At 47.9% G+C, this 18,913-nt stretch carries 9 protein-coding genes; 8 read left to right on the top strand and 1 reads right to left on the bottom strand.

Translation table 11 applies throughout. The features are described from left to right. Position 1 precedes the first annotated feature (1 nt). Positions 2–1,327 carry a glucuronyl esterase domain-containing protein gene (locus MUK70_RS09820; RefSeq protein WP_234656349.1) on the bottom strand — a complete coding sequence of 442 codons (1,326 nt, stop codon included), beginning with the start codon at positions 1,325–1,327 and terminating at the stop codon, positions 2–4. 141 nt (positions 1,328–1,468) lie between these two features. On the opposite strand from MUK70_RS09820, the gene MUK70_RS09815 reads away from it, so the two are divergent. The 8 genes from MUK70_RS09815 (at position 1,469) to MUK70_RS09780 (ending at position 18,913) form a co-directional block, all read left to right on the top strand. Then, the gene (locus tag MUK70_RS09815) at positions 1,469–2,011 is read left to right on the top strand and encodes an RNA polymerase sigma-70 factor (protein WP_244784783.1); all 543 of its coding nucleotides are present in this window, start codon (positions 1,469–1,471) and stop codon (positions 2,009–2,011) included. Between the two features lie 106 nt (positions 2,012–2,117). Further along, positions 2,118–3,104: a FecR family protein gene (locus MUK70_RS09810; protein WP_234656350.1), complete on the top strand. Its 987-nt coding sequence runs from the start codon at positions 2,118–2,120 to the stop codon at positions 3,102–3,104. Between the two features lie 242 nt (positions 3,105–3,346). After that, a complete protein-coding gene (locus tag MUK70_RS09805; RefSeq protein ID WP_234656351.1) occupies positions 3,347–6,829 on the top strand; it encodes a TonB-dependent receptor in 3,483 nt (1,160 codons plus the stop codon). A 24-nt stretch (positions 6,830–6,853) separates the two neighbouring features. Further along, entirely contained in the window at positions 6,854–8,635 is a 1,782-nt protein-coding gene (locus MUK70_RS09800; protein WP_234656352.1) for a RagB/SusD family nutrient uptake outer membrane protein, read from the top strand. 353 nt (positions 8,636–8,988) lie between these two features. After that, positions 8,989–12,117, top strand: a complete 3,129-nt coding sequence (locus tag MUK70_RS09795; RefSeq protein WP_234656353.1) for a SusC/RagA family TonB-linked outer membrane protein — start codon at positions 8,989–8,991, stop codon at positions 12,115–12,117. Between the two features lie 11 nt (positions 12,118–12,128). Beyond that, positions 12,129–13,883 (top strand): RagB/SusD family nutrient uptake outer membrane protein, encoded by a 1,755-nt coding sequence (locus tag MUK70_RS09790; RefSeq protein ID WP_234656354.1) that lies wholly within the window; start codon positions 12,129–12,131, stop codon positions 13,881–13,883. 172 nt (positions 13,884–14,055) lie between these two features. Beyond that, the gene (locus MUK70_RS09785; RefSeq protein WP_234656355.1) at positions 14,056–15,753 is read left to right on the top strand and encodes a pectate lyase family protein; all 1,698 of its coding nucleotides are present in this window, start codon (positions 14,056–14,058) and stop codon (positions 15,751–15,753) included. A 4-nt stretch (positions 15,754–15,757) separates the two neighbouring features. Continuing rightward, positions 15,758–18,913 carry a DUF6298 domain-containing protein gene (locus MUK70_RS09780; protein WP_234656356.1) on the top strand — a complete coding sequence of 1,052 codons (3,156 nt, stop codon included), beginning with the start codon at positions 15,758–15,760 and terminating at the stop codon, positions 18,911–18,913.

The following is an 18,913-nucleotide window of genomic DNA, read 5'->3' as shown; positions in this document are numbered from 1 at the left end:
TTTACAAGTATTTTTTCATATATGAAATAATGTGTGTCCAATCGACCGGAAGCACACTGTGTCCACCGTCGTGCATGAAATAACCGAGCTCGTTCATGAGTAGTGAGGTGTCACCCGCAGCTGGCATAACCGCTGTTTCAGGGCCTTTTTCCTTAAATAATTTGTAGACAGGAGCGGCCGCAACAGCAGCTAAAAACTCACCCTTCGGATCCGACCAGTAATCCGTGCTGCCTGTTTGCAGCAGCAATGGTCGGGGGGCGATTAAGGCCACAAGCATATGTCCATCAACGGGTAAGCTGTTTACATTGGCTGCATAGTCATGATATTTCGGGGCGAATTGATACAAATATCGGCTTGGATCCGAAATATGCTGGATTGTTTCGCCATAATTTCGCCTGCTCAGCGCGGCGCCGCCTTCGCCCGAAATGCTGGCAATAATGACCTTGTATCTCGGGTCATGCGCACCAGCCCACAGCACTGTTTTTCCCAAACGAGAAGCACCTTGCAATGCAACACGCTTGCTGTCAATGGATTTATCCGTTTCAAAATAATCCATAGCGCGGCTCAGTCCCCAACCCCAGGCAGCAATAGCGCCCCACTCGTCGGGTGCGGTCTGTGTTTGTCCGGGTTTTAAATAAAGACTGCGGATCCCGTGCTTAATGCCGTCTTTGAAATCAGGTTCAATATCACCATAATACACGGTGGCAAACCCAAAACCGGCATCGATAAATTGCTCCACATTCATCTTCCCGAATGGCGTAGGCTTATCCGCTTTCACACGCTGACCTTCCTTGTTCCATACATTACCAACCATTAAACCCGGATCGTCAATAAGTTGATTATAAGCGATAAACGAAATGTTCATCAGCAAAGGGACAGGCTTGGTTGCAGCAGCGGGTGTGTAAATCACCAGGTTCATTTTATGGTCCGCAGTGTCTTTGGTAAAATAAACCGTAACCTGCTTGCGTGTCGCTTTCCCATTCAGTGCAGGCGTTTCTTTATCAAAAACATTGAAATGCATGTCCGTCGGACGACCGGGCATTTTGCCAAACTGTGATTCTTCAAACAGCTTTACAATTTCAGGCCTGCGCTTTTTAGTCCAGACCTCCGCGCTGGTCACTTTTTGTCCGTCATTGGTTTTCAGCGGATCGGGGAGGGTGTAAGTGCCCACCGAATCCTCCGAATAATTGACTGGAAAACCGGCAACCATTGTCGGGCGGTTCGCCGCTTGCTGTTGTGCGGCTGCGATGTAACTTACAGATAACAAGCAGCAAGTCATCCACTTGGCCGCAGAAGTGCGATGCGGTGAATTTGGGAATTTTGACATAGGACTAATTTTTACCTTTTTTAACATTATATAAGATGAAACGCATGCTTTTGCGCTTATGCAGCTTGGGTAACTTCACATTCAATAATCCTGAAAAGAGCGGTGACAGACGTGTACAGCACTTATTCCGAAGAAACATTGATGAAATTGATTTGTCAATGTGACGAAGAACTGGCGTTTCGCGAGCTTTACAGGCGTCACGCGCGGCTCCTCGTTCATATTGCTATAAGGAAGACGGGGCTGAAATCTATTGCCGAAGACCTGGTTCAGGAGACTTTTTTGAAATTCTGGCTCGGCAGGAACAAGTTCGACATTCAAAAAAATATCCAGGCTTACCTGAATGGGATGTTGAAAAACAACATTATCAACTATTTCCACCAGGAGCAGAAAAAGAGAACGACCGCATTCCTGGATGAAGAAGAAGTGCTCGATAATGATACGAGTGAATATCTGGAATTCAATAATCTCCATGAATTTTACGAGCAATCGCTGCTCAAACTTCCGCAGAAATGCCGCGAAGTTTTTATCCTGAGCCGAAAAGGCTATTCCCTCAAAGAAATCGCCGCTTCTATGGAAATTTCCGAGAAAACCGTGGAAGCGCATATCAGCAAGGCGCTCAAAATCCTGCGCGTAGAAATGAAAGATTACATCGCATTTGCCGTGCTTTTTCTTCCATTAATTTGACTTATCCTATTTTTTAAAAAAAAATTTACATTCGAACTAAGGGTTGCGCCAGCATTTCATAGACTGTACTATTGAAACCTATTAATAAGTGTAAAACCTACACCTAATGAAGCACCCTAAACCTTCATCTGAGATTTTAAGAAAATACCTGACCGGCACATGCAGCGATGCGGAAAGCCAGGAAGTGAACGACTGGTATCAAAGTCTGGACGCCGGGCATCCCGAGCTCTGGACTGGTGTTGAGGAAGAAAACCTGTACAACCGCATTCAGGTGCGCATCGCGGAGGAGGAAAAAACACATTTGCGGCCTGCTCCGGTGGCGGTGTTCCGGACATATGCGCTCCGGGTTGCGGCTGTGTTGTTTGTTGGCCTGGGCATTGCTTATTATTTCTATTTCAAACCAGATAAAACGGTTTCCGAAACGAATGCACAGGTTTCTGATTGGGTAAGTTTCGAAAATAATGAGAAAAAAGTGAACCGCTACACGCTGCCCGACAGCACGACGGTTTGGCTGAGTCCAGGGGCGACATTGTCCTATGCGAGAGCATTTAAGCAACGAAAAGTGCGTTTTTCAGGTGAAGGATTTTTTGATGTAAAGCCCGACAAGCTGCATCCGTTCGAGATCTTTTCGGGCGAAATGAAAACCCGGGTTTTAGGGACCAGTTTTAATTTGCGTGCCAATGCAGGCGAAGCAACTTGCCAGGTTACGGTGGTGACGGGCATGGTGGAAGTGGAATCTTTGAAAGAGAAAAAGCCGGTGGTTCTGCGTCCCGCACAGCAGGTGGTTTTTGCCAAAAACAGCGATGCATTAACGGTGAAAACATTGCCTGAAAATCGGGAAACGAAGGAAATCTGGCAAAGCGTCTCCCTGGTTTTCGACGAAGTGCCGATGGACGAAGTGGCCGAACGGTTGGAAAAGATCTTTAAGGTTAACATTGAATTCAAAGACCCGCAGATTAAAAAGTGCCGTCTGAAAGTGGATTTTAATAACCAGCGGCTTCCCGAGATCCTGGATATGATTGATGCTTTGTTAGGAACGACTTACCAGATAGAGGGAGAAAAAATTACGTTTGGCGGTGAAGGCTGTCATTAAAACAGGCATTTCCGACTTGCCCGATGAACTACATGAATTTTAACCAAAACCGGAATATCCGATGATCACCTGAAAGCCATCCCTACCAACAGCTTTTAGTCAGAAAACAGATCAGGAGTGGTGCAACACCCCTGATCCGAACTGATTAAGAAGTATCCCAGAACATGCGGTTCATTAACTCGCCCGGAGGCAGTTAAGCAGGATAGTTATTGCTAACATTTTAACCAATTCAATGTAAACTTATGAAAAAACATTTTCATCCACGGCATGGATTGCTACCCAAAATCATGCGACTGACGATCTACCAATTATTATGTATCGGCCTGTGCTCGGCAATGGCCTTTGCGCATAATTCACCGGCCCAGGAACTCCTCAACAAAGGGGTGACGCTGGAACTGAAGAATGTGACTTTGAATGAGGCATTGATAAAAATCGAGAACGAAACGAAGGTGAAATTCGCCTATTCGAGCAACCTGGTGAGCTTGCAGCATATCGTGAGCATTGATGCCCGCAAAGAAAAGCTCGACGCAGTGCTCGACCGCCTGCTGACGCCGCTGGCCATTGCTTACCGTGTCAAAAACAACCAGATCCTTTTGTCCCGGTCAACTAAAAAAGCGACTTCGCTGCAAACCCCTGAAGAGCCGGAAGTAACGCCGGTCGCAGCGGATATCACGGTAAGAGGAACGGTTAAGACGCCCGAAACCAACGAGCCTTTGCCGGGTGTAAGCATTATTTTGAAAGGAACCCAAAGAGGAACAACGACCGATGTCTCGGGTAATTTTCAAATTGATGTTCCTGATGGCAATGCGGTGTTGATTTTTTCATTTGTGGGCTATCTGTCTCAGGAAGTGACCGTTGGCAATGCTACGGACCTTAAAGTGGATCTGGTTCTGGATACGAAAGCACTGGACGAAGTGGTGGTTGTGGGTTATGGAACGCAGAAGAAATCGACATTAACAGGCTCGATCGCATCGGTGAAGGGAAGTGAGATTGCGGAAAATCCGGTCCCTAACATTTCCAACTCCATCGCAGGAAGGGTTGCCGGCGTAAGCATGCGGCCCAATGGCGGACAGCCGGGAAACGACTCGCCTCAGATATACATTCGCGGGATTGGAACAACTGGAAATAACCGCCCGCTGGTTGTTGTGGACGGGATTATCCGGGATAATATAAACCAGATCGATCCGGGTTCTATTGAAACAGTAACCGTTTTGAAAGATGCAGCCGCGGTGGCGCCCTACGGCCTGGGCGGTGCGAACGGCGTGTTGCTCATTACGACGAAAAAAGGCGCAACTGGCGCTCCAACATTAACATTGAGCAGTTACTACGGAACCCAAACGCCAACCTATTATCCCAAGCTATTGAGCGCACAAGACTATATGCGACTCAAAAACGAAGCATATCTGAACGAAAACCCGAACGGGACACAGCTGCCATTTGCAACTGATGTGGTTGAAAATTACATTAATCTCAACCGCGAAGATCCCGACAAATACCCGATCAGCAACACCAAGGATCTCGTGAACATGAATGCACCCATGCAGAATTACGCATTGCAGCTCAGTGGCGGATCGGACCGGATCAAATATCAAACCGGCCTTGGCTTCCTGAAACAAAACGGAATGTTTGATCCCGTGAAATATTCACGTTACAGCTATAACATTAATATTACCGCGGAGGCAACAAAAACCACGACTGTTTCCCTTTCGCTCATAGGAGCGGTGGAGCGTGTTTCTTCTGTGGACACGGCTGTTTCTGCTGCTAACCTTTTCCGCAATGGTTTCAAATACATTCCGACGCGCAGTCTTTATTACAGCAATGGTTTGTGGGGAGAATTTGCAGGAAACTCGCCGGTGGGGATTTTGAATGCGGGTTATACCAAAAACAATAACTCGACACTGCTGACAACGATTGCCATTGAACAAAAGCTGCCGTTTATCAAAGGGCTAAGCGTAAAAGGAACATTCAGCTACGATCCAATAACACGGACCAAGAAAGGATATCACAAGCCTTTCTATTATTACACCCAGGATCTGAACACCACGCCTTACTCTTACAAAAGGGAGATTTCAACATCCGAAGGCGGCGCGGCAGCATTCTCCTGGCTTGCCCAGCAGTTTATCAAAACGCAAACGTTTACATACCAGGGTTACCTTAATTATCACAACACTTTCGGCAAGCATGACTTCACCGGATTGCTGGTTGCGGAAGCCAGGAATAACACTTATGAGCTTTTCTCGGCGCGTCGCAACAACTTCGCGGTGGACGTGGATGAGCTGAATATGGGGAGCTCAAACAAGAATGATTTCGACAACGGCGGCACCTCGTCGACCGGCAGTCAGATCGGTTATGTGTATCGCGTAGGCTATGCTTATGCGGGCAAATATTTGCTGGAAGCATCAGGCCGTTATGATGGACATTATTATTTTGCGCCGGGAAAAAGATGGGGTTACTTCCCCGCATTCTCAGCGGGCTGGGTGGTTTCAGAAGAAAGTTTTCTCAAAAATTCCGTGAGCTGGGTGGACAACCTGAAAGTGCGCGGATCGTGGGGGAAATCGGGTAACCTGGCCGGAACGGCTTTTCAATATCTGACGGGTTATAACCTCAACGGCAACGCGTATGCTTTCGGAACCGGTTCGATGGTGCAGGGTGCAATTGTTCCCAATGAGGCCAATCAGAACATTACCTGGGAAATTTCTACTAAAACAGACATTGGGATTGAAGCCGCATTCTGGCGCGGAATGCTAACATTGGAAGCAGATTATTTCCATGAAAAACGCACGGGCATGCTGCTGCCACCAGCGGTAAGCGTGCCGGTTGAATATGGCCTGGCACTCGCGGATGAAAACGGCGGGATTATGGAAAATAATGGTTTTGAAGTAAGTGCGGGCACAAATCACCGTCTGGCTAATGGCCTGCGTCTGGGCCTGAATGCCAATGTAAGCTTTGCCAAAAACAAAATGATCAAGGTTTACGAAACGGCTGCCACGCGCAACAATCCCAACCGCAGCCGCACCGGCCGCCCGCTTGGAACGCAATTTGGCTACGAAACTATGGGCATTTTCAGCACGGAAGACGACACCAATGACGATGGCCTGATCAATGCGGCCGACGGTTACAACATTACGCAATTTGGCACGCTACGCCCTGGTGACATTCGCTATGCCGACATCAGCGGACCGAACGGCACGCCCGACGGAAAGATTGATTCCAATGATGAAACGGTGATTGGCAACCCGGTTTACCCGTTCCTGACCTACGGATTGAATGCTACGGCAAGCTGGAAAGGATTCGACGCAAACCTGTTTTTCCAGGGATCGTCCATGGCTGACCTGGATATCCGCCAGTTCCAGACCATTCCGTTCAATAACAACAACAGTAATTCCAGCTACGAATATTACGACAACCGCTGGACGCCGCAAACCCAGGACGCCCGTTACCCACGCGCAAACCAGGCGCCTTATGCAAACAACACGCAGCTCTCGGATTTCTGGATGCAGAACACGAACCATATCCGCTTGAAAACGGCCATCATTGGCTACACGCTTCCGGCAAGCCTCACTAAATCCATCAAAATCCAGAATGTGCGGGTTTACGCTTCCGGCCAGAACTTGTTTACAGCCAGCAAGATGAAGTTTATGGACCCGGAAGTGGGAGCGACCGATCGTGAGACGGCTTATCCGAATCAAAAAGTGTATGTGTTCGGATTAAATGTGACATTCTGATTTCAAAAAATGGATAATCGTATTATGAAAAATATCAAACAAATCATTTTTGCCGCAGCGCTCGGAATGTGCCTTACTACATCGTGTAAGGAAGATTTCCTGGACAATCAGATCAAAAGCAGGCTTACCGACGACATTCAGTGGGCTTCCGAAGGCAACGCCGATCTTTTCCTGAACGACATTTACAGCGCGCTTTCCAACAAATGGAATTCGCCGGATAACCTGGACAATTTTACCGACGACAATGATGCCGGTTTTTACTGGAAATCATATAGTTGGCGCCAGGGGATCGTGGACCCGGCCGTGAACCAGGGAACGCCCATGGACCACGCCAATGCCAATGCAACGGATTATGCGTCCTGGGGAGCAGGCTTTACCAAAATCAGGAAGTGTAATTTGTTCATCGAGAAAATAACCGAAAACGCGGCTAATTTTTCCGAGGCTTATATCAAGAAGCGCACGGATGAAGTGCGGTTCTTGCGTGCCTATTATTACAGTGAGCTTTTTATGCACCTGGGCGGTCTGCCGATCATTACAGCAACGTTGGATCGGAACAAAATGAGTGAAGAAGAGCTTTATAATGAGCGCAGTACGTTTGAAGAAACATTCAATTTCATTACTACGGAACTGGATCAGATCGTGACCAACAAGCTGCTGCCCGCGAAATACAATGCCGGCGAGGCCGATGCAGGCCGCGCTACGTTGGGTGCTGCGCTCGCGTTGAAAGGCTGGCTGGAACTGTATGCGGCCAGTCCGGCATTTAATACGGCCACGCCGCCATCAGGCGCCGATCCTAACAAGCTGATCGCGTTCGGAAATTTTGATGCGAAGCGCTGGCAGAAAGCAGCTGCGACCAATAAGAAGTTCATGGATACTTTTGGCGGTCAGTATGCGCTGTTTTCGGACGTGTCTGCGCTTTGGTGGGAAAAAAATGAATACAATTCAGAAATCATCTGGGATCGCCAGATCGTGCCTGTGATCATGGGTTCCAATTACGAGCAGTACGGCGGCCCGGTTTGGATCGACGGCGTATATTACACCTGGGGTAACTATTGTCCGACGCAGGAATTGGTCGACCAGTTTGCGATGGCCAATGGAAAGCCCATTACCGACCCAACTTCCGGTTACGATCCGCAAAAGCCTTATGTGAACCGCGAGAAGCGCTTTTATGACTTCATCGTGTACGACGGCGCACCTTATAAGCAGGATTGGATGGCAAAAGTGGACACCATTTATACGCGCATTGATAAGGTTAGGCCTTCCAAAAATCAGATCGATTTCGGAACGGACGACGTGGGTAACACAGGTTATTATTTCAAAAAGAAAATCAACCCGCTGAAACCCCGCGGTGGCGCGCAAAGCGGGCAGAACTTCGTTTATTATCGTTACGCCGAAGTGCTGTTGAATTATGCGGAAGCGCAAAACGAAGCCGCCGGACCAGACGCCTCAGTTTATGCCGCTGTTAATGCGATCCGCAAAAGGTCCAATTTGCCTGAACTGGCCGCCGGACTGACCAAGGAAACCATGCGCCAGGCCATTCGCCGCGAACGCCGCGTAGAGTTGTGCTTTGAAACAAAACGATTCTACGACATTATCCGCTGGGTGATTGCCGAGGATGTGATGAACAAAGATTTCCATGGTATGAAAATCACAAACTCATCGCCGAATGATAACAAAGGAAAGTGGGTGTATGAAGTGGTAGGATTAAACCATCCGCACGTTTTTACCAAGAAAATGTACATGAACCCAATCCCGCAGCCGGTGATTGACCAAAATAAGAAAATTAAGCAAAATCCTGGTTACTAGGTTTTTATAGTTCATTCATGTCGGCCCGGTCTGCTTTTATGCAAGCCGGGCTTTTTTATTTTGCTTCAAAAATCATCGATAGAGAAAAAGTACAATTTTAATCAGCTGCTTTTAGTCACCTTTGGATATTTTGCATTATACTACATTGTGTCATTTTAACACTTTCGTTTAATTTCGAACATTTACTTTTTGCCTTTGCAATCGTTCCCGGTAACGTGTGCAGAAATAAAATCGAAAATTATCTTGCTTACCAGATTCTGTATAAATAGACTTGAACAGGGTTTCTATTGTACTTTATCAATGGATAATCGAAGTTGTATTGAAATAGTTCTATTTTAAATCATTCGATGAATATGGCAAGGGTTTTTCTACTTTTTCTATTTCTTTTGGCCATGTCCTTTTCCGGCACTGCGCAGAACCGCCAGTTGAAGGGTGTCGTGACCGATGCAGCCTCCAAAGAGCCAATGGCAGGCGTTTCTGTTCTCATTGCGGGAACGACACAGGGAACAACTACGGATGCAGCGGGTAAGTTTTCACTCAACCTTCCAGCCGACGGAAAATCGATTATTATCAGCTATGTGGGTTTCCTGAAACAAACTATGGAGATTGGTAACCGGTCGTCTGTGGAGATTGCTTTGGAGCCGGATGTGAAAGCATTGGAAGATGTGGTCGTGGTGGGTTATGGCGAGCAAAAGCGTTCGCATTTGACGGGTGCGGTTGCGACAGTAAAAATTAATGAGATTGATGAGCTTCCGGTTGGCGACATTTCATCCGCGTTAGCGGGCAAGTTGCCGGGAATCTCCGTAAGCGGAGGCTCAGCACGTCCCGGCACACCGGCGTCCATCGTGATCCGTAATCCTACAAAAGCGTCAAAAGATGGCGGCAGCAATTCACCGCTTTTTATCATTGATGATGTGATTCGTACGGAAGCCGATTTTCAATTGCTCGATGCATCTGAAATTGAAAATTTATCCATTCTAAAAGATGGAGCCGCGGCTGTTTATGGTGCGAGAGCAGCATTGGGCGTGGTTGTTGTACGCACCAAGCGTGGAAAAGCAGGCAAGCCACAGGTCAATTATACGACCACATTCGGCATGTCGGAAGCAACGGACCGGTCCAAAATGATGAATGGCGTGCAGCTTGCCACTTACCTGAACGATTTTAATAAAACCAAAGGTCTTGCGCCAAACGATCCGGAATTTTACTCACCGGACGAGCTCGATCATTTTAAAAATAACAATTATGACTGGTTTGATATGGCCTGGAAACCATCATTCAATACACGGCATGCACTCAATATCAGCGGCGGAACGGACCGGGCGACATTCTTTGCCGGCGCAACGTATTTTGCACAAAACGGAAATGTCGATAACATCAGTTATAAGAAATGGAATTTCCGCGCGAGCAGCGACGTGAAGATTACCAAAAACCTGAAAGTAGGATTGGGGGTGAGCGGAAATTTGTCAGACAACAAATTATTTTACCTCAAACAGGGCGGAGAGAATGTGGAGAAAGATGTGACCAACCTTTTAAATACACCCCAATTCATACCCCCCTATGTCAATGGCTTACCGGTTTTGCTTCCCGGCGGCTCCAACTCAACTGGCTTCCACTTTTTCGAAGCGCAAAAACTCAATAACTACACCCGCGCCAGAAACGTTGTGCTGAACATTAATGCTTACCTGGAATACAATGTTCCTTTTGTTCAGGGCCTGAAAGTCCGCGGGGTTTACAACAAAAACCTGGGCAATGATTGGGGAAAACAGTTTGGCACCTATTATAAGACATATGGTTTTTCCATGCAAGGCGAAAACCGGCACATTTACGGCGGCACGCCCAATGCACCCACAAGGCTTAACAATGGTGACCGGCTGAGGTTCAACCCCGGGTTTTCCGAGTCTTATCAAATGAATGTGAACCTGAGTTATGCACGTGATTTTGGCAGGCATTCTATCAGCGCGCTGGCATTGGTGGAGCAGTCGGAAATTTACTCCGAAAGCATTGCCACATTTAAAGAAGGTATTTTTGAAGGCGGTAATGACTATTTAATGTCTGCATTGGGAGCCAAAGACATAGGCCCGAATACCGCGAATGAAAGCGGCATTCTTTCTTATGTCGGCAGGTTAAATTACAGTTTTGCCGAACGCTATTTACTGGAAGTTTCTTTCCGCCGCGATGCCTCCACTAAATTTGCTCCGGAATATCGCTGGGGAACATTCCCGCAGGTTTCGGCTGGTTGGGTGTTGTCGGAAGAAAGTTTATTTAAAGAAAAACTTAGCTTCATCAACTTTCTGAAACTCCGCGCTTCCATCGGATTTCTGGGCGGCGACCGCACGGCAAACTGGCAATGGCTGCAACGCTATACGCCCCAGGCTTCCAATGGAGCCGTTTTCGGCGGAAACAGCGACCGGACGGTTGGGATAAAACTGGAAAAACTTCCTAACTATTTTGGCCGCTGGGATGATGTTACCAAAAAGAACATTGGTCTCGACGCATCTTTCCTGAACAGCAGATTGACAACCGGTTTTGACTTTTTCCACGATCATGGCTATAATCTGCTTACCACATTGTCCTCATCTGTCCCGCTGACCATTGGCTCTGTGATGCCTTCCGAAAATTATGAGACCATTAATTCCTTTGGTTTTGAGTTTTCGACCGGTTGGAGCAGCAAAATTGGCAAGAGCATTGATTATAATGTGAACGCTTTCCTCGCCTGGAATGACAACCGCAACATTCTCGTCGATGTGGCGCCTACCAACAGAGGCACCTGGCTCGACCCGACGGGTCTTTCCGGCGATCGTGGAATAATGGGCTATCAATATCTGGGCATGTTCCGTTCACAGGACGAGGTAGACCGGTTTCTTGAACAAAACAATGATTACACGATCTTCGGCAGGGCGCCGATGCCGGGAATGCTTTACTATAAAGACATTCGAGGCCCGCGACAGACGGACGGAAGTTACGAAGCCCCCGACGGTAAAATCACCGAGGACGACATGGATTACCTGAGTAAAAAGGAGAACAACCATTACAACTTCGGGTTCTCGTTTGGTTTTGGCTTCAAAGGATTTAAGCTCGATGTCGTAACCGCAGGGTCCTTTGGCGGACAGGGCATTGTCGATGGCGATGCACGCAAAAAGGCGGCCGTGGACGTTTCAAGGCCTGTTTTCTGGGCAGATCATTACACGCCTGAAAACCCGGATGCAGCCTATCCGGACCCTTATTACGACGACACTTACTCCGTCGCCTCGTCATTCTGGTTCCGGGATGCATTTGTATTCCGTATGCGCAGCATGAATTTGTCTTACAGTATTGGACAAAATCTTTCAAAAAGGCTGGGCGTGAGCGGACTGAAAATTATCGGCGTGGCCATGAACCCTTTCAATTTCTATAACCCCTACGATTACAAAGGCTCGGTAGGCGCATACAATGTGTATCCGTTGATGAAAACATGGTCATTGGGATTAAATCTTACACTTTAAAACGGACTGGTATGAAACCGCAACATATTTTTGTATTGGCAGCTGTTTTACTGACTTCGGGCTGCGAAAAAGTGCTGGACAAAACGGACCTGTCGGCATTTAATGAAGAGCAGGTTTTTAATGATACGCTGCTGGCCAGGGGCTATGTGGACTATGTTTATGACCAAAATCTACCTGTGTGGCCAACCGGCGATTTTCTGAAAGCAACGGATGAGATTTCGGGTGAAACGCGTTTTTTCGAAGGAACTGTGCAGGTGAACACCGTCGCAGATTTCGGGACTTCTGTAAATGCCACAAACAATTACGGAAAGATCCGTTCTATCAATCAGTTTTTGACCAAAATGCCTTCCAGCGGGCTTAGCGAAGCTTATAAAAAGCAATTGATGGGGCAGGTCTCATTTTTTCGCGCTTACCGGTATTTTGATCTCGTACAACTGTATGGTGGTGTTCCGCTGGTGCTGGAACCGCTTGGTGCGATCGGCGAAGGAGAAAAAGAACAAGCCGCAATCCCCAGAAGCAGCACATCCGAAAGCATTCAGCAAATCGTTTCCGACCTGAATTACAGCATTGAAAACCTCCCCGGCAAATGGAATGATTCCAATGATTGGGGCAGGATTACAAGCGGTGCGGCGGCAGGCTTCAAAGGGAGAATCTTACTACATTATGCAAGTCCGCAATTCAACCCGAACGATCTGTCGGAGCGCTGGCAAGCCGCTTATGACGCTAACAAACAGGCGATTGACTTATTGAAAGCAAACGGTTTTGGATTACATCAAAGCTTTAAAGACCTGTGGTTTACCGAAGCTAATAATCCTGAGGCTGTGTGGGTTACGTGCTATAATAATAAGGTAGGGGATCAAATTAATAAAAATCAAACCTGGGACAACAACACGCGGCCTTCTTACTTGGGAACAGGAAGCGGCTCCAACCAGCCGACCTGGGAAATTGCACAAGCGTTCCCTATGAAGAACGGTAAAAACATTGACGAAAAAGGTTCAGGCTACGACCCAAAGCTGTTTTACAAAAACCGCGACCCGAGATTTGATAACACTATTGCCTACAACGGAGGCACCTGGCACATTAACGGCAACGCAAATTACAGGCTCTGGACCTATTTTGTAAACAACAAGACCGTCGAGCAAAAAGCCACGGTAACCGGCTTCTACGTTCGCAAAGCCATTGACCCAAATTTGGCCACCGGCGCAGTCGCCAATAGCGGAACCGACTGGATTGAAATGCGTTACGCCGAAGTAATGCTCAATTTCGCAGAAGCCGCATGCGGCATTAACAAGCTGGACGAAGCTTACACGCAATTAAAAGAAATCAGGAAGAGAGCCGGCATCGACCCTAATGCAGACAGTTTTTATGGGCTCAACCCCAAAATGACCCGCGCACAAATGTTCCAGGCGATCCTGCATGAAAGACAAATAGAGCTCGCCTTCGAAGGAAAGCGCTTCTGGGATCTCCGCCGCTGGAAACAGTTTGAAACCAGGCTGAACGGAAAACGCAGAACGGGCGTAACGATAAATCTGAAAACCTCCGCCATCTCGCCCGAAGATTTCGCCGCCAGACGCGACGGCATGAGCCTGGATTCCGTTTATCGCAATTACATGGAAATCGTCCCCAAAGAGTTGGACACCAAATACGTGATCAACTGGTTACCTGAATATTACTTTTTCGCCATCCCAAGCACAGCACTAACTAACAATGCAAAACTAGAACAAAACATCGGCTGGCCTTCGGGTACGTTTGATCCGTTAAAGTAGCGGGTCTGCGTCACGGCGGCTATTAGACTTGCTAAGTCTTTAAGACTTAGCAAGTCTAATAGCAAGTCTACGTGCTAAGCGGAGCGCCGTAAAGTAACGGTGTTCGACTCCGCTCAGACTGACGAGGTAAGTTAGACCAATTACCATAAAATCAAAATCAACGATAACAAACATGATATCAAAAAAATCACTCCCACTCCTAATTCTAGCTGCCCTGGCCCTTTTGGCACCAGCAGCCCACGCTCAATATCCCAAAATCCCGGCTGCGGCGCAGAAAACCAGCGATTCGCTTCTGAAGGCTGCGATGTGGAAATCGGAAATTGCCTGGCAGAAGGCGCTGCCGATTATTGAGCAGGAGGCTAAAAATGGTAAGCCTTACATTCCGTGGGCGGCCAGGCCGGTGGATCTTCCGCAGTCTGACATTCCGGCTTTTCCGGGTGCAGAGGGCGGTGGTGCTTACAGTTTTGGAGGTCGGGGTGGTAAAGTCTACGTGGTGAAAAGTCTGGCGGACAGCGGACCCGGGACGTTGCGTGATGCTTGTGAGCAGGGCGGTGCGCGCATCATTGTTTTTAATGTCGCAGGCATCATTCGTTTGAAAACACCGCTGATTATTCGTGCTCCGTACATTACGATTGCCGGCCAGACTGCTCCTGGCGACGGTGTGTGTGTGGCAGGAGAAACGGTTTGGATCAACACACACGACGTCGTGATTCGCCACATGCGTTTTCGTCGGGGTGAGACATTTGTGGGCCGTCGTGATGATTCCATCGGTGGTAATCCGATTGGTAACATTATGATTGACCACGTTTCGGCGAGTTGGGGTTTGGATGAGAACATGTCTATGTATCGTCATATGTATAACGACAGCACCGGCGCTGCCGAAGCAAAGCTTCCTACGGTGAACATTACCATTCAGAATTCAATATTTTCCGAGACGCTGGATACCTGGAACCATTCGTTCGGAAGTACGCTGGGCGGAGAGAATTGTACGTTTATGCGCAATTTATGGGCAAATAACGCTGGTAGAAATCCGTCCATCGGTTGGTTTGGTATTTTTAATTTCGCTAACAACGTGGTGTTTAACTGGGTGCACCGTTCCATTGACGGCGGGGATTACCGGGCGATGTACAACATTATCAATAACTATTTCAAGCCAGGGCCGCAAACGCCTAAGGATGCGCCCATCGGTCACCGGATCGTCAAACCCGAAGCCGGACGAAGCAAGCTGGATCATCTGGTTTTTGGCCGCGCTTATGTGAATGGAAACGTTATGGAAGGCAACGAGCAGGTTACAAAGGACAACTGGGCAGGCGGAGTGCAGGTTGAAGATCTGGCCGACGCCGGAAAATATCAGGATAAAATGAAGTGGAACAGGCCGTTGCCCATGCCGACGTTTCCTATCATGAGCGCCAAAGAGTCATTTGATTATGTGCTTGCCCATGCAGGCGCAACCCTGCCGAAGCGCGACCCTGTGGACACGCGCGTGACGACACAGGTCAGGACAGGAAAGATCAATCCGATCGATGGTGTTACTTTGCCAAAAACGCAGTTTGAGCACCGTCGTTTGCCTATTGATTCTTATAAAAACGGCATTATTACAGATATTTCGCAAGTAGGGGGTTATCCTGAATATAAAGGAACACCTTATAAAGATTCAGACGATGACGGCATGCCCGATGACTGGGAAGTGAAATACAGTCTCAATCCAAACGATGCTTCGGACGCGCAAAAAGATATGAGCGGCGACGGCTATGCCAACATTGAAAAATTTATTAATGGCATTGATCCGAAAAAGAAAACAAATTGGAAAGACCCTAAGAATAACCACGATACGCTGGCTTCATTAAAGGAACCGTCTAACAAAAAGTAAGATTTTGAAGGTTAAGGATTACATAAAAAGGGTGATTGTATGGAATACAATCCTGTCTCTGACGGGGTTGTATTTATTTATGCCTGATGGTGTCTTAGCACAGAAAAAAATCAGGCCGCCGTCCCCGGTTGCACTGGGCGAAGACGGAAAACTGCATTACGCCCCCGATTCGCTTGGTAACCGCATTGTAGACTTTTCCTATGCAGGCTATATGGCCGGGAATAAGCAAATTCCGAATGTTCCTATCAGGGTTATCGTGCCGGTTAAGGAAGGCGACGCAACCTTGCGCATTCAGGCAGCGATCGATTATGTGGGTTCTTTGCCAGCGGACAAGGAGGGGATACGCGGCGCTGTTTTGTTGGAAAAGGGTGTGCATACGATCTTGAGAAGCCTTTTCATCAAAAAATCAGGCGTTGTAATCCGTGGAAACGGGACATTGGATCATAAAACGACATTGCTGGGCACCGGACTCTCGCGCGAGACGATCATTCAAATTTTGGGTACAAATGATCTGAAAAAAGGCAATCGTATTGAGGTTGAAGATGAATATGTTCCGGTTAATGCATTGAGATTCAATATTTCAGACGCGGCTGATTTTAAAGTGGGGGACCATATTCAGATTCAGCGTCCATCCACAAAGGAATGGATCCGGCTGCTCAAAATGGAGGAGTTTGGCGGTGAAACCGGCTGGCTTGGCTGGAAGCCAGGGCAAAGGGATATTATCTGGGACCGCACCATTACAGCCATTTCTGGAAAGCAGATCACCATTGATGCGCCGATCACAACGGCTTTGGATAGAAAATTTGGCGGCGGTTTCATAACCAAATATGCCTGGTTGGGGCGCATTAGCCAGATCGGCATTGAAAATCTTTGCATTGAATCCACATTCGACAGCACGAACCTAAAAGACGAGGAACATCGCTGGATGGGTGTTACCATGGAAAATGTGGAAAATGCATGGGTCAGGCAAGTGCATTTCAAAGGTCTTGCCGGATCGGCAGTAGCGCTTTTTGAGACAGTTTCAAAGGTTACGGTAGAGGATTGTAAGTCACTGATGCCGGTTTCCGAAATCGCTGGTCAGCGGCGAAACACATTTTACACACAAGGTCAGTTGACGCTTTTTCAGAGATGTTATGCTGAAAACGGTTTTCATGATTTTTCTACGGGTTACCGCGCTCCCGGGCCCAATGCATTTTTGCAGTGTGAGTCGGTTCTGCCGTTTGGTTTCAGCGGTGCGGCGGACAGCTGGGCTTCCGGGGTTTTATTCGACAATGTAAACATTGATGGTCAGGCATTAAGCTTTAAAAATCGTGGCCAGGACGGACAGGGCGCGGGTTGGGCTGCTGCTAACAGTGTTATGTGGCAATGTTCCGCATCCCGCGTTGAGAATTTCAGTCCACCAGGGTCAACCAACTCTGCATTCGGGATCTGGGCGGAATTTGCTGGCGATGGTTATTGGGAGAACGTAAATGAGCACGTTAAACCACGCAGTTTATATGTCGCACAATTATCGGAACGGATTGGAAATGAAGCAGTAGTTCATGCCGCGATATTGCCTAAGGAGTCCGAAGCTTCCAGCAGCCCGAGCATTCAGCAAGCTGCGGAACTGACAGCGAAATCCAATATTCCCGCGGCTTCACTAGCCGATTGGATAGATTTGGCTATACAAAGAAATCCCATTCCCGTTGCATACGAGAACATTAAAACCATTGATGAAATTGGAATAAAACAACCGATCAAAAGGCAAAATCTACCACCGTTAACCCTCAAAAACGGCTGGCTTGTGCGGGGAAATCAGGTTGTTACCGGCAACCGCCAGGAAGTTCCGTGGTGGCGCGGAAGCATTCGTCCGCATGACGTAGCACAAGGCAAACCGCACATTACCCGCTTCGTGCCGGGGAGATCCGGCGCTGGTCTGACAGATATTCCGGATGCGATGACGGATTCGCTTTTGGCTAAAAATATAACGGTGCTCGATCATAATTACGGCCTATGGTACGACCGCCGACGTGACGATCACGAACGCATCCGCCGCATAGACGGGGACGTGTGGCCACCTTTTTACGAGCAGCCTTTCGCAAGGAGCGGCAAGGAAACTGCCTGGGATAATCTCAGCAAGTATGATCTGACCAAATACAATGCCTGGTACTGGGCACGGCTGAAAGAATTTGTGCAACTGGCAGATCAAAAGGGACTTGTGCTCTATCATGAAAATTACTTCCAGCACAACATCCTGGAAGCAGGGGCGCACTACGCCGATTTTCCATGGCGCCCGGCAAACAATATAAACGCCACTGGTTTCCTGGAGCCACCGCCTTACGCAGGCGACAAACGGATTTTTATGGCCGGGCAGTTTTACGACATTACCAATCCTGAGCGCAAGGCGATTCACACCGCATACATTCGCAAATGCCTGGAGAATTTCGCGGACCAGAGCGGCGTCATTCAGTTTATCGGTGCCGAGTATACCGGGCCGTTGCATTTCGTGAAATTCTGGCTGGATGTGATCGCTGATTGGGAAAAAGAGACCGGGAAAAACGCATTAATCGCCCTGAGCACAACAAAAGATGTTCAGGATGCCATTCTAGACGAGCCTGATTATGCCAAAGTTGTGGACATGATAGACATCCGTTACTGGCATTTACGCGAAGATGGCACACATTATGCGCCGGAAGGAGGCCAAAACCTTGCGCCAAGGCAACACGCCAGGTTGCAGAAAACGGGCAAGATTTCCTTTAACTCAGTTTACAAAGCAGTGCTGGATTACCGCCGGAAATATCCCGGAAAAGCAGTGCTTTACTCAGCTGGAAACTACGACTCAAATGCCTGGGCCGTTTTCTTGGCTAGCGGATCAATCAGTGCAATTCCGCGAATTTCTGACGGGTTTTTAAATGAAGTTTCCGAAATGAAACCAGACTCTTCGGACGAATACAAATTGGTTAATCCAGGAACCGGGGCGGTCATTTATAAAGAAACCAATGCAAGCTTCGATCTGGATCTGAGCAGTTTTAAAGGCAATTTCCTCTTGCACCGCATTGATCCGACGACCGGAAAATTCATTGGAAAAACAGAAAATATCAAGGGAGGTAAGTCAATTAAAGTAAACCAAACCTCGGAATTGAAAACCGGTCCTGTGGTTTTTTGGATAACTAAAAAATGA

This window comes from Dyadobacter chenwenxiniae, from assembly GCF_022869785.1.
GTDB classification, from domain to species: domain Bacteria; phylum Bacteroidota; class Bacteroidia; order Cytophagales; family Spirosomataceae; genus Dyadobacter; species Dyadobacter chenwenxiniae.
This window is presented reverse-complemented; position numbering and strand designations above follow the sequence as displayed.

What these genes read in the sequence shown, in the direction of transcription:
- MUK70_RS09820 (WP_234656349.1), bottom strand. Translation starts at nt 1,327, where the DNA reads ATGTCAAAATTCCCAAATTCACCGCATCGCACTTCTGCGGCCAAGTGG.
- MUK70_RS09815 (WP_244784783.1), top strand. Translation starts at nt 1,469, where the DNA reads ATGAAATTGATTTGTCAATGTGACGAAGAACTGGCGTTTCGCGAGCTT.
- MUK70_RS09810 (WP_234656350.1), top strand. Translation starts at nt 2,118, where the DNA reads ATGAAGCACCCTAAACCTTCATCTGAGATTTTAAGAAAATACCTGACC.
- MUK70_RS09805 (WP_234656351.1), top strand. Translation starts at nt 3,347, where the DNA reads ATGAAAAAACATTTTCATCCACGGCATGGATTGCTACCCAAAATCATG.
- MUK70_RS09800 (WP_234656352.1), top strand. Translation starts at nt 6,854, where the DNA reads ATGAAAAATATCAAACAAATCATTTTTGCCGCAGCGCTCGGAATGTGC.
- MUK70_RS09795 (WP_234656353.1), top strand. Translation starts at nt 8,989, where the DNA reads ATGGCAAGGGTTTTTCTACTTTTTCTATTTCTTTTGGCCATGTCCTTT.
- MUK70_RS09790 (WP_234656354.1), top strand. Translation starts at nt 12,129, where the DNA reads ATGAAACCGCAACATATTTTTGTATTGGCAGCTGTTTTACTGACTTCG.
- MUK70_RS09785 (WP_234656355.1), top strand. Translation starts at nt 14,056, where the DNA reads ATGATATCAAAAAAATCACTCCCACTCCTAATTCTAGCTGCCCTGGCC.